Raw genomic sequence first — 15,264 nt, 5'->3', positions numbered from 1 at the left:
GCGCTTAACGAAAGCCCACAGAGGCCTGCCAAACGAAGGCCAGAAGCAGGAAAAACACTGGGATGATCGGCAGGATGTCGATCAGTGGGCCGAATGCCTGGTAGGCCTCGGGAAGTTGGGCCAGCAGGTCAAGGGAGAAGGCAGCCATCCCGGCGAACAGTTCGGTCAGTGAGCGGACGCTACCACGTGTGATGGGCCGGTGAGTCCTCGTTCCAGGGACGGAAATCCTCTGCAAAACAGCCGTCGCGAATGGCGCGTTCCATGGCACTGGTGAAGCGGATCAGATGCGTGAGGTTGTGCAGGCTCAGCAGGGTCAGTCCGAGCAGCTCTTCACTACGAATCAGGTGGTGTAGATAGGCCCGGGTGTGCTGCTTGCAGGCGATGCAGGGGCATGTGGGGTCGAGCGGTGTGTGGTCGTGCCGGAAGCGGGCGTTGCGGAGGTTCCAGCGTTCCCCGGCCACCATGGCTGTGCCGTGTCGCCCTAGGCGGGTGGGGAGCACGCAGTCGAACAGATCGATTCCATTGGCGACAGCGACTGCCATTTCCTGCAGCGTGCCGATGCCCATCAGGTACCGCGGACGGTCTTGCGGAAGCAGGGGCGTGACCTGCCGAACAATGCGGTGCATGTCCTCCACCGGCTCTCCTACGCTGACGCCACCGATGGCGATGCCTGGGAGGTTGAAGTCGGCGACCGCTCTCGCGCTGGCTTCCCGCAGGTGGGGGAAGCATCCTCCTTGCACGATCCCGAACAGGGCCTGGTCGGTACGCGAGTGGGAGGCCACGCAACGTTCGAGCCAGGCATGGGTGCGCCGGCTTGCTTCCTCCACATCATTTTCCGTGGCTGGGTAGGGGGGGCACTGGTCAAACGCCATGGCCACATCCGCTCCCAGGGCCATCTGGATCTCCATCGACCGTTCCGGCGTCAGCAGGATGCGGCTGCCGTCCCGGGGATTGCGGAAATCAACGCCATGGTCGTCGATGCGATTGAGGTCCCCCAGGCTGAACACCTGGAATCCCCCTGAATCGGTGAGCATCGGGCCCTGCCAGCCCATGAAGCGATGCAGCCCGCCGGCGGCCTCCACCACGGCTTCACCGGGTTGGAGATGCAGGTGGTAAGTGTTTGAGAGCACCATCTGTGCTCCCGTGGTGGCGAGTTGATCGGCTGTGACGCCCTTCACGGTGGCCAGCGTTCCTACGGGCATGAAGCGCGGCGTACTCACCGGTCCATGGGGAGTCTCAAAACAACCGCAGCGTGCAGCGGTGTGCCGGCATGTTGCGTTGATCTGGAAGTCGAACACCCGCATCTCCGCCCAGGTCTTGACCCTACGGTGAGGTCAGATCGCCGATGCTGCCCCCTGAGAATCGCTTCTCTGTTCTGGGTTCGGGATCTTGCCGGTGCCTGGATTTTCTATTCAGTACTCCCCGCCTGGCCTTGGCCTTCACCACGGTTCGAGCGCATTGCCCGCTTTGCTCCCTGGATCGGTCTGGTGATCGGTAGCCTTCAGGCGTTGCTCTGGCTACTGCTCAGTGCCATGAACTGGTCGGCTGAGAGCTGTGCCTTGATGGTTATTGCCCTGGGAGCCTGGCTCACGGGAGGATTGCATGTCGACGGCCTGATGGACACGGCCGACGGTCTGGCTGCAGGGCAAGAGCGATGCCTTGAAGCCATGGACGACAGTCGTGTCGGAGCCAGCGGTGTTCTGGCCCTGCTGCTTGTTGTGCTTCTGCAAGCGGGGGCCTTGATCAGGCTGGGGACATGGGGCCCGCTCGCGCTGGTGATGGCTGCTGTGATCGGCAGGATCGCTCCTCTCGCTGCAATGGCACGGTTTCCCTACCTTCGCCAAGGCGGGACTGCGGCCTTTCATCGCCGGCATTGGCGCGGGTTCTGGGACTGGTTTCCGGCCCTGGTGCTGGTTCTCCTCCTGACCATTGGAGTGGCTTGCGCAGTGCCCAATTCCTTTGTGGCCGTGTCTTTGGTGCTTGTGCTGGGACTGGCGGCGGCACTGCTGATGGTGGAGTGTTTGGGAAAGCGCCTGGGTGGTCACACCGGCGATACCTACGGAGCCTGTCTCGTGTGGGGGGAGACGTTCACTCTTTTCAGTTCAGCGCTGCTGTTTCCTGTTCTGTGGGGGGCAGGCTGAGCAGAAAGGCATTGCCCTCAGTCGGTAGACACGGATCAAGTTCCGCCGGTGAATGCAAGAGTTCGAGCTGTCCTCCCCGTTGCTCGGCCAGTGACTGCGCCAGGGCCAGACCGAGACCTGAGCCGGCTCGTTCGCGGCTTGTACTTCCACGCACCCCCTTGAGAAAAATTCGCTTTCGTTCATCCGCAGGGATCGGGGGGCCGGCATCCCACACGCACACCCCATGGTCGTGCAGGTGCAGGCCTAGGTCACAGCCATTGGGGCTGTAGCGAAAGGCATTGTCAAGCAAGTTGGCCACGATCTCTGCCGTCACGGCATCGGCCGCCGGACGTTGTCTGTGCGTCCAGTTCGGCCATTGCTTTGGTTCTTGCCACAACCTTCCCTGCAGTGCGGCCGTCGCAGCAGCGCGTTCCACCAGAGGGCTCAACAGGTCGGCAATTGTGAGATCGGGTGCATTGGAAGGCACCGGTGGTAGCAGCAGTGGGGTGGAGTTCTCTGGCTCAAGCCGCAGGTCCTCCCGGCCGATCTGGTCAAGAGAGCTCACGTAGCGATCGAGCTGCACTTGTTCGCGGATCAGGTTTTCCACCAGCGGTCGCTGTTGGTCGTCAGGACCCAGGCGTCGCAACAACAACTGGGCATAGGTCCGGAGAGCAGTCAGCGGGTTGCGCAGCTGATGGACCATCACGGAGAGCTGTTGGCGTTGCCCGTTCAGTTGCCCGTTTAGCCGTTCCTGCTCGAGTTCCAGTCCGAGGATGCAGGCCAGTGTTTCGGCGCAGGTCTGCAGGCGGGGAGCAGGGGCCACAGGCTGTCCATCGTCTGCGTGCTGTTCAGACCGCAGCACCCCCAGCAGCAAGGAGCCATGACGTAGGGGGTACCAGCGTCGTTCTGGTGCTGAACTGCGCATATTTGGATCTTGCGCAATTGATGCAGGTAGAGCGGCATCCTGCGGTGCCTGGGCAACCAAAGTGAGGCTTGGTGTGTTCTCTCCGTTGCGTTCGGTGAGGTATAAGGCCAAGCGATCGGCGACTCCGTCGGTGATCAGAAGGCTCAAATGCTGTTGTGCCAGAGCCAGAAACCGATCAGAGAGATGCATCAGCGAGGAAACGCTCAGACGGTCAAAAGGGCGACAGACATCGTCAGCTTGCCAATTCGGAAAAAAGTCTTAAGATCAGATGAACGACCAAAGGGCTCGATCTCGTGGAGATCGGACTCAGTCGATTGTTTGATCGAGGTTGCGCTTTCAGCACGACCAAGGCTACAGCAGAGGTTGATGAATCCTCTGCTGTCTTCGTCATCACTGTCGAAGATTTCAACGGTGCGTCTCCTCATGGCCGATGCGGTTTAACGAACCGCATTGGCAGAAGGAACGCAGATTTTGGGTGCTCGTGATGAGCCACCTGCGGTATGCGCTGAATTCACGGCTCTCCCCGCTCTTTCACTGTCCTTTCCTTTCTCCCCACTTCGGGTCGACGATTTCCATGTCAAAGAAGCGCAAGCGGATCAGCCGCCGTCGTCTTGCCGGCCAGAGGGTTCTTGCCCATGTTCCGACGTTCCATCTGGAAACCGGTGAGCACAAGCCTGTCACAGCAGCCCGTCGCTTCATTGCGGAAGGCGGACTGGTGCCTCCTGCCCTTCTGAACGTTCGGCGCAACGAGCACACCACCGACCGTTTCTTCTGGGGTGAAAAGGGCCTGTTTAGCGCTCAGTACGCCGAAGAGAACCATTTTCTGTTTCCATCCTTGCGCTTGATTGTCGACAAGGTCGGCGAAGAGGTGATCTTCGAGGGCCTCGAGCTTGCCTCCGACGATTGGGAAGAGATGGAAGAGTACGAATACGCGTTCGTTTGAGCTGACTGCCTAGGAGTCCTGGCTGATTGGCTTCAGCCAGGACTGCATGGCCTGAATCATCTGAGGCTGAGTGCTCTCAGGAATGGTGTGCCCTCCTGAGAAAGTAATCAGCTGGCAAGTCTGGCTCTCGCCCCCCAGTTGTTCTGACAATCTCTTTTGTGCTTCGAAGGGCACGATGTCATCGTTCCGGCCGTGGATAAGCAAGACAGGCGGTCGTTCTGTTCTCGGTTGCCAGCCGGGGTGCGGATAGGCACTGCAGGCGATGATTCCCGCCAAAGGGAGTTGGCATCCCACATCGATGGCCATGGCGCCGCCTTGGGAAAACCCCAGCAGGACTGTTCTTGAAAGCGGAATTTGCCGTTGATCGCCCCCCTCCAGGCGCTCTCTTAACTGGCTCACAGCCTTGGGAACATCGGCCCACTGAGGTGGAAATAACCCATACCACTGGCGCCCAAAACCCGCCGGATGAGGTTCAGGGGCATGTAAGGCCATGCGCTCCATGGCTAGTCCAGAGCCTGCAACGAGCGAATCTCCTAAAGGAATCAGATCATTTGCATCAGCCCCCCAGCCGTGCAGAAGCACCAGACGTGTCTGGGGGTGTTCCTCGCCGCAATGGATCAGGAGGTCGCCCATGGATGACTTGATCGACTGCTGCGTAGGTTGGCGAATGGTGTCCCCTGTGTCCTGCTCCCATGGCTCCCACAGCGCTGCTCAGTGTGTCTGACAAGAGTGGTCTGGTGCCACTGGCCAAGACCCTGCATGAACGTTGTGGGTATCAGCTTCTTTCCAGTGGCGGCACGGCCAAGGTGTTGAAGGAGGCCGGCCTGCCGGTCACGCCAGTGGCAGAGCACACCGGTGCCCCCGAGATCCTTGGTGGTCGTGTGAAGACGCTCCACCCCCGCATCCATGGCGGAATCCTGGCTCGTCGTGGTGATCCAGAGCATGAAGCGGATCTTCTGGCTCAGCAGATCACACCGATTGATGTGGTGGTGGTCAATCTGTATCCCTTCCGTGAGACCGTCGCTGATCCCGCTGTGGATTGGGAGCGTGCGATTGAGAACATCGACATCGGAGGGCCCACGATGGTGCGTTCCGCAGCCAAGAACCATGAACACGTGGCTGTACTGACGGATCCGGACCAATACGACCGCTTTCTCCAGGATCTGGCTCAATCAGGAGGAACCGTGAGTTCTGGGCTGCGGCGGCGGCTTGCCCTGGAGGCGTTTGCTCACACAGCGGCCTATGACGCTGCGATCACGCGCTGGATGCAGAGCAGGTCTGAGCTGCAGCAAGTCGATGACCCTTCAGCAACTGCGCTCCCATTTTTGCAAGCACTGCCCCTGCGTCAGCGGCTGCGTTATGGAGAGAATCCTCACCAACGTGCGGCCTGGTACAGCGCACCCAAGACTGGCTGGGGAGGTGCCATCCAGTTGCAGGGAAAGGAGCTGAGCACCAATAACCTTCTCGATCTTGAAGCAGCCCTCGCCACGGTGCGGGAATTTGGCTACGGCAAGGGTGGGGCCTACCCGGCTTTGCGTCCGGCGGCTGTTGTGGTCAAACACACCAATCCCTGCGGAGTGGCGGTCGCCGATGGCGAAGCAGCCGCTCTCACCCGAGCCCTGGATGGCGATCGGGTCAGTGCCTTCGGAGGCATTGTGGCGGTCAATGGTCGCGTGGATGCCCACGCTGCCCGTGAACTCACCAGCTTGTTCCTGGAGTGCGTGGTGGCGCCGGAGTATGCGCCTGAGGCCAGAGAGATTCTCGCGTCGAAGGGCAATCTCAGGGTTTTGGAGCTTCCACCCACTGCCATCGATGCTGCCGGGCATGACCATGTGCGCAGCATCCTGGGTGGTCTGCTGGTTCAGGATCTCGATGACCATCCGGTCGCGGCGGACGGGTGGACGGTGGCCACCGAGCGGGCTCCTAGTCAGGCTGAGCACGATGACCTGTGCTTCGCCTGGCAGTTGGTCCGTCATGTCCGCTCTAATGCCATCGTCGTGGCCAGAGACGGTCAGAGCCTCGGAATCGGCGCAGGCCAGATGAATCGGGTTGGATCAGCCCGAATCGCCCTCGAGGCTTCAGGGGATCGTGTCCGCGGTGCCGTCCTTGCCAGTGATGGCTTCTTCCCATTCGATGACACGGTGCGACTGGCTGCGCAGCACGGCATCACGGCTGTGATTCACCCTGGTGGCAGCAAACGTGACGAGGATTCCGTCAAAGCCTGCAACGAATTGGGGCTGGCGATGCTGCTAACAGGCCGGCGACATTTTCTGCACTGAGTTTTTCAGTACCGCTTTTGATGACCACGGAGTCCTAACCTCGCGCCAACCTCCACGGGATGACCTGTGATGACGCTTGCCGCGCTGCCTTTCGCCTTGAGTTTTGTTCACCCACTGATGATGTGGATGTTGCTTTTGGCATCTGCCTATGCGATGTATCTGGGAATTAAAGCCAAGAAGACCCGCACGGGAACGCCTGAAGAGCGCAAGGCTTTGATCCCTGGAAAGTTCGCCCAGCGTCATTTCCGTTGGGGTGGAGTGCTGCTTGGACTGATCGTTCTGGGCAGCATTGGCGGCATGGCGGTCACCTATCTGAATAACGACAAGCTGTTCGTTGGCCCTCACCTCCTAGCCGGTCTCGCCATGACCGCCATGATCGCGGTGGCGGCGTCCCTGACTCCGTTCATGCAGCAAGGCAATCTGATTGCCCGTAAAGCTCATGTGGGTCTCAACATGGGGATGATGACTCTCTTCCTCTGGCAGGCGGTCAGTGGAATGCAAATTGTCAACAAGATCTGGTCGAGTCGCTGACTGCTCCTGGGCTGATCAGAAGGTGGCCCGCCTGCGTGGCGGGCAAGCCAGCCCATGGGTTCCATGAAAATCTTCCTGCACCTTCCAAGTGAGTCGTCGTGAAATCTGTCTCACGATCTGACGCAGCAGTCGATCACCGCTGGATTGCACCAGGCCATCGGGAAGCATGGTGATCACTTTGGGAAGTGAGATCCAGATGCTGAGATCAAGCTCCCAGCGCACACAAGTTGCAGGGAGACCCTGGTCAACGTCGTTGATCAGGTTGAGATCAGCCTGAAAATCAACGTCGTAGAGCGCAGCCAATGCTGGATCCACCGCCGGCAGCTTTACCGTTTCGATGGCATAGGTGCCTTCATGGCCAGGCAGCAGGCGCAACGCAATGGTCGGCTCTACCTCAAAGCCAAAATTCCCGAACCTCCCGAGAGTGAGGACATAAGTCTGGGCGTCCAGTGCCTCCACCTCCATCGGAGCGGCGCTGCGGCGGAACCAATCGTCATGTCGATCGAGGTAGCTAGCCACCACCGCAGGGCTGGCGCGCATCTCCATGCAGTCGCTGAAGTGGCTGCGGTAACAGCGCACCTGTGGATCCTGGCCATGGCGAGAGCGAAGGGAATCGGCTGGTGGTCTCGACACGAGCAGCACGGATGAGCGTCCCTGGAGGGGTGATCCCCAAGATCAACCAATGTAAAGCGAGCGGGTCCTTCAGTTTTCCTCGCTGAGACTGATCAATTGCTGGATCACGTGTTCCACCACACGATCCGGGGTGGAGGCGCCGGATGTGATGCCCACCGTGACTGTTCCGCCTGGCAGGAAATTTTGTTCGCGGATGAGTTCTTGACCGAGAGGCTTGTGTTCAATGCTGTTGTCGGCGCTGATTCGCTCCGGTGTGTCGATGTGGAACGAACGGATGCCGCGGTTGATGGCGATTTCCTGAAGATGCGTTGTGTTAGAGGAGTTGTAGCCGCCAATGACCACCATCAGGTCGAGGGGTTCATCCACAAGAGAAAACATTGCGTCCTGGCGTTCCTGGGTGGCATCGCAGATGGTGTTGAACGCCAGGAAGTGCTCATTGAGTTGCGTTGGGCCGAATTTGCTGAGCATGGTGCGTTCAAACAGGCGACCGATCTCTTCGGTTTCCCGTTTGAGCATCGTGGTTTGGTTGGCAACGCCGAGTCTCTTTAGATCCTGATCTGGGTCGAAGCCTGGAGAGCAGGCTTTGGAAAAGCGAGCCATGAAGCTGTCTCGGTCCCCTTCACCGAGGATGTAATCCGCAACGATCTGTGCCTCTTCCAGATCAAGAACCACGAGGTAGGTACCAGCGAAGGAGCTGGTGGCCAAGGTCTCCTCATGCTTCACCTTGCCATGAATGATTGAGGTGAAGGTCTGCTTCTTGTGCTTCTCCACAGTGTTCCAAACCTTGGAGACCCAGGGGCAGGTGGTGTCAACGATGTGGCAGCCCCGTTCGTTGAGCAGTTGCATTTCCTGAACCGTTGCGCCGAAGGCCGGAAGGATCACCACATCTCCGGACGTAACACCTGAGAAGTCCTTCACACCCTGCTCAACAGGGATGAACTGAACGTTCATCTCACGGAGATGGTCATTCACTGAGGGGTTGTGGATAATTTCGTTGGTGATCCACAAACGCTCACCGGGGTAGTGCTTGCGTGTTTCGTAGGCCATGGCGACAGCGCGCTCCACCCCCCAGCAGAAGCCGAAATCCTTGGCCAGGCGTACCTGAAGCCGACCATGATTGAGTTGGTAGCCGTTGTCTCGGATGGATCCGATCAGGCTGCTTTGGTAGGCCTGCTCAAGGCTTCCTGCTACCTCATCGGCACGTCCGAAACCTCGGCGGTTGTAGCGATCTGAATGGTGCAGGGAGCGCTTGAAGGCGTGGGTATCCATAGCCGCGGCGACGATGCGATGACTCTATGGGCTGTGGGTCAGGCTTGGCTCATCTGCTTGAGACAGGGCAACCCTTTCCATAAAAAAGCCCCGGCATTGTGGCCGGGGCTCTAAGACAAAAACTGGTGATCAGTTTCCTGCAGAAGCGAAGTCCGGATAGGCCTCCATGCCGTGCTCACCGATATCGAGACCGATGGTCTCTTCTTCCTCGGTGACACGGATGCCTCCGAAGAGTGCACCAATGATGCTCCAGGCAATCCAGCAGGTCACCAGTGCCCAGATGGCATAGGCAGCACAACCGAGAGCTTGAATGCCGAGCTGCTCAACTCCACCACCGACAAGGAGTCCAAGAGGTGAGCCATCACCCTGGATGTCAAAACCCCAGAGTCCAACGACCAACGTTCCCCAAACTCCACAGACACCGTGGACAGAGAAAGCTCCAACGGGATCATCAATTCCTGCTGAATCGAGTGCAGAAACTGAGAACACGACAATCACACCACCGATGAGTCCAGCAACCCAGGACCCCACCAGGGTGAGGTTCCCGCAACCTGCTGTGATGCTCACAAGGCCGGCGAGAATTCCATTGATGATCATGGTCAAGTCAGGCTTGCCAGATGTCATCGTTGAAATGATTGTTGCGCCGATGGCTCCGCCTGCGGCAGCAAGTGTTGTTGTGACTGCAACGTAAGGAACCCATTGGTCCATGGCCAACTGGGAGCCAGGGTTAAACCCGTACCAGCCGATCCAGAGAATGAGTGCGCCGAGTGTCGCAATGGCCATGTTGTGGCCTGGAATGGCTTGCGTTCGTCCGTCAACGTATTTGCCGATACGTGGGCCAAGCAACATGGCGCCTACCAGTCCAGCCCAAGCTCCAACGGAGTGAACGATGGATGAACCTGCGAAGTCAATGAATTCTTTGTTGCCGACGCTGTTAAGCCAGCCACCATTCCATTCCCAGCTACCAGCAATCGGGTAAATCACTGCAGTGAGAACGAGAGCGAAAACAACAAATTCGCCAAATTTCACTCTCTCGGCGACAAGGCCGGACACGATGGTTGCAGCTGTACCAGCAAACGCTGCTTGGAAGAGGAAATCAACAGTTGGAACCAAGCCAGCTTCGCTGATGGTTTCTGCCGAAACAGCTGGGTCGAAGAACAAGCCCTTGAAATACAGCCAGCCATCAACAACTGAGCCGCCGTACATCAATGAATAACCAATGAACCAATAGGCTGTGACCGCAAGAGCGAAAACAAACAGGTTCTTGGCGAGAATATTGACAGCGTTTTTTTGACGACACATTCCAGCTTCCACCATTGCGAAGCCGGCGTTCATGAAGATCACGAGAATTGTCGCGACCAGCAGCCAGAGATTGTTTGCAAGGAAAGCTGCGTTGAGTTCGGGAAGTTCTTCGGCGTGTGCGGAGAGATTGAAGATGCCAAGGCCGAAGAGAGCGACTGGCACACAAGCAAGCCAAAGGAGTGCTCGGTTCGTTCTGAAACCTCGGATGCTTTGCAGAAGGAGCATTGGCCCCTCAAGCAGGCTTGCCTCCTGGAGAGCTTTTCGCCTCCCTGATGGAGTGTTCAGAGCAGTTGTCATGAAAAGAAAGCGGAACTGCAGGTCGGACTGTCGTGATGACCGTCTCACTGACCTAAGATGTACTTGCAGGTACACCTTTCAAGTCGCCGTTGTTACCAAACCGGCGATTGCCTCTCCTGAACGGCGCGCTTGCCTCGCCAGAGAATCTTCTCGCGTTCAAATCGGAATGCGCTGGGGAAGACTTCCACCCCTTTCGACAAGGCTTCTCGGAACAGTTCTCCGTAGTGGGCATCTGCGTTGTCTCCCGGTGCGAACGCACTGAGGTCATCACGGCTGAGGCAAGGCACCAGAAGGGCTCTCGCGTTCGGCAGCACGCTCATGAGTTCCCGAAGATGCTTCTGGCCACGTTCGGTGACGGTGTCCGGGAACAGTGCCAGTGATCCCTCGCACCAGGTTGTGTTTTTGACTTCCACATAAATCGGCCTTGGATCTGCCGCATTAGCCATTGGCGTGAGCAACAGATCAATGCGACTGCGCTTGTTCTCGCCATAGGCCACCTCGGGTCTGATCTCACTGATCGGACCAACGATCTCGTTCAGGTATCCGGCTTCAATTGCCGCCCTGATTAAGCGGTTGGGTAAGGCGGTGTTGATGCCAACCCAACAAGGATTCCCATCAGCGCCGGGTACTTCCGCCTGTTCCCAGGTCCAGGCCAGCTTGCGGGTTGGGGATGGGGCATGGCGAAGGCGTACTCGCTGCCCTGGAATCAGCACACCGGTCATCGGTCCGGTGTTGGCGCAGTGGGCGGTCACGCAGGATCCATCCTTCAGCTCGATGTCAGCCAGAAAGCGCTTGTAGCGCTTGATCAAAATCCCCTCCGTGAGTGGTTCAAATGAGAGGAGAGGGGTGCCGGTCATGGGGGCGGGCAAGTTGGGGCCATGGTGCCTGGGAATCGACCGAGAATGAGTGCAGTAACGGCGGGTTGGCAGCGCTGATGGCGAGATCTCTCAAGCGCATTGCCCTCGTGGTCACCGTTGGGACTCTCTTCAGCAAATTCGGAGGCCTTGTCCGGCAATTGGTGATCGCTGCAGCGTTTGGCGTTGGCGCTGCTTACGACGCCTACAACTACGCCTATGTGCTTCCGGGTTTTCTCCTCATCCTTCTGGGGGGCATCAACGGTCCCTTCCACAGCGCCATGGTGAGTGTGCTCAGCCGTAGGCCCAGAGACGAAGGCGCCCACATCCTGGCCACGCTGAACACCACGGTGAGTGCCCTGCTTCTGGCTGTCACGGTGGTGCTGGTGATGGCTGCCGGTCCATTAATCACCCTGGTTGGGCCAGGCCTGCCGCCCGAGCTTCATCGCATTGCTGTCGCGCAGTTGCAGGTGATGGCCCCGATGGCCCTGCTCGCTGGTCTGATCGGTCTTGGCTTTGGATCGCTCAATGCCGCGGACGAATTCTGGATCCCAGCGATTTCCCCGCTGATGTCGAGCTTGGCGCTGATATTTGGAGTCGGCTTGCTCTGGTGGCAGCTCGGGTCTGCCATCGCTTTGCCAGAGCATGCCCTCTGGGGAGGGGTGGTGCTGGCTCTGGCCACGCTCTCTGGAGCCGTCTTGCAGTGGTTGTTGCAGTTGCCAGCCTTGATTCGGCAGCGACTGGCCCGGTTCAAACTGTCCTGGGATTGGGGGCACCCCGGGGTGCGGGAGGTTTGGCAGGTGATGGGCCCAGCCACCCTGTCGTCCGGAATGCTTCAGATCAATGTTTTTACGGATCTGTTCTTCGCGTCGGGCATCCTCGGCGCAGCCGCAGGGCTTGGTTACGCGAACTTGCTGGTGCAGACACCACTCGGACTGATTTCCAATGCCTTGTTGGTGCCGCTTCTACCCACGTTCTCCCGGCTCACGGCTCCGGAGGATCGGCCTCAGCTCATCGCCAGGATCCGTCAGGGCCTGATGCTCTCCACTGCTTCGATGCTGCCGCTGGGGGCCCTTTTCCTGGCATTGGCTGCTCCGATCGTTGCGCTCGTTTATGAGCGCGGTGCCTTTGATGCTCAGGCGGCGCAGTTGGTCACCGGACTGTTGATGGCTTATGGAATCGGGATGCCGGCCTATCTCGGCCGCGATGTGCTCGTGCGCGTGTTCTACGCCCTTGGAGATGGCTCAACTCCCTTCCGACTGTCGTTGGCGGGTATCGGTCTGAATGTTCTGTTCGACTGGGCCTTGGTTGGGGGGCCCTCCCCCTGGGGCCCTCAGCTGCCCTTTGATTTCGGGGCGCCTGGGCTGGTGCTGGCCACGGTGCTGATCAATGCCCTGACCTGTCTCGCTCTTCTCTTAGTGCTCCAGCAACGCTTGGGAGGTCTGCCTCTGCGTAGCTGGGGATATGACGTCCTACGACTCTCAGCATCGGCAGCACTAGCCGGTTGTGCCGCCTGGGGGCTCAGCACAATGGTGCGATGGCCTCCTGATCTGATCGGCCGCGGGATTCAGGTGGCTTTCTCCGGTGGCTTCGGAGGGGTTCTGTTTGCGTTGTGCGGCCAGGCGTTCGGAATCGTTGAAGTTGTTGAGATCAATCAAGGGATTGCACGGCGTTTCAGCCGTCGCTGAGCGTCACTGTCCTGTCATCGCGCACCTGAATCGGCAACTCGAGCTGCTGCCGGCCTACGAGCTGTGGCCCTTGCACCGACACGATGCGAGCTTCAATTCCAAACTCACGGAAGGCTGTATCAAGTTCCTGAATCAGGGCCTTCTCCACCTGGGCTTCGGGGTCCACGACCTTGCCAATCAGGCGCTCCCCAAGGCGGCCGATGCGCTGACGCACCACCTCACGTGCGTTGGTGACCTCGATAATCAGCACGCGTTTTCCCAGATCAGAGCAACCTTATCGGCCGTGGTCCTCAAGAATCTGTTCGAGGTCGGAAAGTTGGGAGGACGGCAACAACCTGGCGAGAGGCAATCGACTGCTTCCGCCTCCGATCGGGACCTGGACACGCTCAAGAGCATGTCGAGCGGCGATCGCCGCTCCCTGATCGACGAGTGCGCTGCATTCGATCGCGAGGGACTCGGCAAGGCCCGCATCTTTGAGATAAAGATGCCAGCCGGCGACCTGCAAGTACAGACGATCGCCGATGGCCGAGCTCAGATCATGCAGATCAGCGGCATCCATGGTCATGGCAGACGTTCAAACAGGCGCATGCTGGCTTTAGGACGCCATGTTGTCTGTATCCACTTCTGGCCGCAGTTTCAGCACCATCGAGAGATGCACAGCCAGTCCGACAAGCCACAGGCCCGTGAGAACACTGAGATGGTTCCAGGGATGGCGGATCTCTTGCAGGAACCAGAGCCCACTGTTCACGGCGGCGAACACCATGGCGTGAAGCGTGAGATTCACCACCCGGTTGAAATGCCTGTAAGTGGGATCAGCGGGGTCAGCAGGCCCGTACCAGCGGATCGGCATGGAGGGAGACCGAATGGAATGCAAACGATTCTCGCGTGAGGATGTGCGCCAGTTGACGAAGGGCCCCTTCGTGGGGTCAGATAGTGAAACGCCAGCGCTTGTAGCTCAGCGGATTAGAGCATCTGACTACGGATCAGAGGGTCGGGAGTTCGAATCTCTCCAGGCGCGTTGTTCAACTGCCTTCGGGCAGTTTTTTTTTGTCTAACGCTGCTGCTGTTGACCGTTGCTTACCATCAAAACAATGCATCGAGGCAACGCATGGTGGATTTCGCAACCGCTCCGATCAATGCACCCCTGGCAGACTCTGATCCTGCGATTGCCCGCCTGATCGATCAGGAGCGCGAGCGTCAGGAAACCCATCTTGAGCTGATCGCGTCGGAGAACTTTGCTTCGAGCGCCGTGATGGCGGCCCAGGGGTCCGTTTTGACCAACAAATACGCGGAAGGCCTTCCAAACAAGCGCTACTACGGCGGTTGTGAGCACGTAGATGCCATCGAGGAACTGGCGATTGAGCGGGCCAAGGAACTCTTTGGTGCAGCCTGGGCCAACGTTCAGCCTCACAGTGGTGCCCAGGCCAATTTCGCTGTTTTCCTGGCCCTGCTTCAGCCTGGCGACACGATCATGGGTCTGGATCTGTCCCATGGCGGTCACCTGACCCATGGCTCACCGGTGAATGTGAGTGGGAAATGGTTCAACGTTGTCCAATACGGGGTCGATCAAGAGACCCAGCGATTGGATATGGAGGCGATCCGTCAGCTGGCTCTCGAGCACAAGCCCAAGCTGATCATCTGTGGTTACTCGGCCTACCCTCGCACGATTGATTTTGCGGCTTTTCGTTCGATTGCCGATGAAGTTGGCGCTTACTTGCTTGCCGACATGGCTCATATCGCTGGACTCGTGGCAGCAGGCGTCCATCCCAGCCCTGTTCCGTACTGCGATGTGGTCACCACAACAACGCATAAGACGCTGCGCGGTCCTCGCGGTGGTCTGATTCTCTGCCGGGATGCAGATTTCGCCAAGAAGTTCGACAAGGCCGTGTTCCCTGGCACGCAAGGCGGGCCTCTCGAACATGTGATCGCGGCAAAGGCCGTGGCCTTCGGTGAGGCTCTCCGGCCATCATTCAAGGTCTACAGCCAGCAGGTTGTGGCTAACGCTCAAGCGTTGGCCGACCGATTGATGGCCCGCGGCATTGACGTGGTGAGTGGGGGGACTGATAACCATGTGGTGCTGCTTGATCTGCGCAGCATCGGTATGACCGGCAAGGTGGCTGATCTCCTGGTGAGCGATGTGCACATCACGGCCAACAAGAACACGGTTCCTTTTGATCCAGAATCCCCCTTCGTGACCAGCGGGCTGCGCTTAGGGACCGCTGCTCTCACCACCCGAGGCTTTGATACCGATGCATTTGCTGAGGTGGCGGAGGTGATTGCCGATCGCCTCTTGAATCCCGCAGACGACGCGGTTCAGTCGCGCTGTCTTGAGCGAGTGGCGAATCTCTGCCGTCGCTTCCCCCTTTACGCACAGGCGACGGAGCCGGCGCTTGTCTGACTGGACCATGCAGACCTGGATTGCG

General features: G+C 58.8%; 18 protein-coding genes and 1 tRNA gene. 7 read left to right on the top strand and 12 right to left on the bottom strand.

Annotated elements, in window-relative coordinates:
- Positions 1-4 precede the first annotated feature (4 nt).
- Positions 5-148, bottom strand: coding sequence for a photosystem II reaction center protein K (locus tag WH7805_RS07170; RefSeq protein ID WP_006042358.1), 144 nt, complete (start codon positions 146-148; stop codon positions 5-7).
- Between the two features lie 31 nt (positions 149-179).
- Positions 180-1,298, bottom strand: a complete 1,119-nt coding sequence (gene tgt, locus WH7805_RS07165; protein WP_006042357.1) for a tRNA guanosine(34) transglycosylase Tgt — start codon at positions 1,296-1,298, stop codon at positions 180-182.
- Between the two features lie 30 nt (positions 1,299-1,328).
- Here tgt and cobS point away from each other — a divergent pair, with 30 nt between their 5' ends.
- Complete coding sequence (gene cobS / locus WH7805_RS07160) at positions 1,329-2,141, top strand: adenosylcobinamide-GDP ribazoletransferase (RefSeq protein WP_006042356.1); 813 nt, start codon at positions 1,329-1,331, stop codon at positions 2,139-2,141.
- Here cobS and WH7805_RS07155 read toward each other — a convergent pair.
- Positions 2,098-3,234, bottom strand: coding sequence for a sensor histidine kinase KdpD (locus tag WH7805_RS07155; RefSeq protein ID WP_006042355.1), 1,137 nt, complete (start codon positions 3,232-3,234; stop codon positions 2,098-2,100). The genes cobS and WH7805_RS07155 overlap by 44 nt on opposite strands.
- 14 nt (positions 3,235-3,248) lie before the next feature.
- A complete protein-coding gene (locus WH7805_RS07150) occupies positions 3,249-3,470 on the bottom strand; it encodes a hypothetical protein (protein ID WP_006042354.1) in 222 nt (73 codons plus the stop codon).
- A gap of 149 nt (positions 3,471-3,619) precedes the next feature.
- On the opposite strand from WH7805_RS07150, the gene WH7805_RS07145 reads away from it, so the two are divergent.
- Positions 3,620-3,988, top strand: coding sequence for a DUF3155 domain-containing protein (locus WH7805_RS07145; protein ID WP_038005198.1), 369 nt, complete (start codon positions 3,620-3,622; stop codon positions 3,986-3,988).
- Between the two features lie 9 nt (positions 3,989-3,997).
- Here WH7805_RS07145 and WH7805_RS07140 read toward each other — a convergent pair whose 3' ends face one another.
- Positions 3,998-4,621, bottom strand: a complete 624-nt coding sequence (locus tag WH7805_RS07140) for an alpha/beta hydrolase (RefSeq protein ID WP_006042352.1) — start codon at positions 4,619-4,621, stop codon at positions 3,998-4,000.
- Between the two features lie 59 nt (positions 4,622-4,680).
- Here WH7805_RS07140 and purH point away from each other — a divergent pair, with 59 nt between their 5' ends.
- Both purH and WH7805_RS07130 read left to right on the top strand, forming a co-directional pair.
- Entirely contained in the window at positions 4,681-6,267 is a 1,587-nt protein-coding gene (gene purH, locus WH7805_RS07135; protein WP_006042351.1) for a bifunctional phosphoribosylaminoimidazolecarboxamide formyltransferase/IMP cyclohydrolase, read from the top strand.
- A gap of 69 nt (positions 6,268-6,336) precedes the next feature.
- The gene (locus tag WH7805_RS07130) at positions 6,337-6,798 is read left to right on the top strand and encodes a DUF4079 domain-containing protein (protein ID WP_038004521.1); all 462 of its coding nucleotides are present in this window, start codon (positions 6,337-6,339) and stop codon (positions 6,796-6,798) included.
- A gap of 15 nt (positions 6,799-6,813) precedes the next feature.
- On the opposite strand, the gene WH7805_RS07125 is transcribed toward WH7805_RS07130, so the two are convergent.
- From WH7805_RS07125 to sfsA, 4 genes are all read right to left on the bottom strand, one after another.
- Complete coding sequence (locus tag WH7805_RS07125) at positions 6,814-7,440, bottom strand: DUF1997 domain-containing protein (RefSeq protein WP_006042349.1); 627 nt, start codon at positions 7,438-7,440, stop codon at positions 6,814-6,816.
- A 60-nt stretch (positions 7,441-7,500) separates the two neighbouring features.
- Positions 7,501-8,700 (bottom strand): 4-hydroxy-3-methylbut-2-enyl diphosphate reductase, encoded by a 1,200-nt coding sequence (locus WH7805_RS07120; protein ID WP_006042348.1) that lies wholly within the window; start codon positions 8,698-8,700, stop codon positions 7,501-7,503.
- Positions 8,701-8,829: 129 nt separating this feature from the next.
- Positions 8,830-10,299, bottom strand: coding sequence for an ammonium transporter (locus WH7805_RS07115; protein WP_006042347.1), 1,470 nt, complete (start codon positions 10,297-10,299; stop codon positions 8,830-8,832).
- A gap of 92 nt (positions 10,300-10,391) precedes the next feature.
- The gene (sfsA, locus tag WH7805_RS07110) at positions 10,392-11,156 is read right to left on the bottom strand and encodes a DNA/RNA nuclease SfsA (RefSeq protein ID WP_006042346.1); all 765 of its coding nucleotides are present in this window, start codon (positions 11,154-11,156) and stop codon (positions 10,392-10,394) included.
- Positions 11,157-11,233: 77 nt separating this feature from the next.
- Between sfsA and murJ the strand changes: the two genes are divergently transcribed.
- Positions 11,234-12,841, top strand: coding sequence for a murein biosynthesis integral membrane protein MurJ (murJ, locus tag WH7805_RS07105; RefSeq protein WP_006042345.1), 1,608 nt, complete (start codon positions 11,234-11,236; stop codon positions 12,839-12,841).
- On the opposite strand, the gene WH7805_RS07100 is transcribed toward murJ, so the two are convergent.
- Genes WH7805_RS07100 through WH7805_RS07090 form a run of 3 tightly spaced genes read right to left on the bottom strand, consistent with a single transcriptional unit; the run spans position 12,828 to position 13,691 of the window.
- Positions 12,828-13,091: a hypothetical protein gene (locus tag WH7805_RS07100; RefSeq protein WP_006042344.1), complete on the bottom strand. Its 264-nt coding sequence runs from the start codon at positions 13,089-13,091 to the stop codon at positions 12,828-12,830. The genes murJ and WH7805_RS07100 overlap by 14 nt on opposite strands.
- Positions 13,092-13,115: 24 nt before the next feature.
- Entirely contained in the window at positions 13,116-13,406 is a 291-nt protein-coding gene (locus tag WH7805_RS07095; RefSeq protein WP_006042343.1) for a DUF3181 family protein, read from the bottom strand.
- 30 nt (positions 13,407-13,436) lie between these two features.
- Positions 13,437-13,691: a hypothetical protein gene (locus tag WH7805_RS07090; protein WP_006042342.1), complete on the bottom strand. Its 255-nt coding sequence runs from the start codon at positions 13,689-13,691 to the stop codon at positions 13,437-13,439.
- Positions 13,692-13,785: 94 nt separating this feature from the next.
- Between WH7805_RS07090 and WH7805_RS07085 the strand changes: the two genes are divergently transcribed.
- Positions 13,786-13,859, top strand: a tRNA-Arg gene (locus tag WH7805_RS07085).
- Between the two features lie 90 nt (positions 13,860-13,949).
- The gene (glyA, locus tag WH7805_RS07080) at positions 13,950-15,239 is read left to right on the top strand and encodes a serine hydroxymethyltransferase (protein WP_006042341.1); all 1,290 of its coding nucleotides are present in this window, start codon (positions 13,950-13,952) and stop codon (positions 15,237-15,239) included.
- Positions 15,240-15,264: the final 25 nt, after the last annotated feature.

It is taken from the genome of Synechococcus sp. WH 7805 (assembly GCF_000153285.1).
In the GTDB taxonomy this organism is placed as follows: domain Bacteria; phylum Cyanobacteriota; class Cyanobacteriia; order PCC-6307; family Cyanobiaceae; genus Synechococcus_C.
The sequence above is the reverse complement of the archived record's forward strand: the minus strand, read 5'-3'. Positions and strand labels throughout refer to the sequence as shown.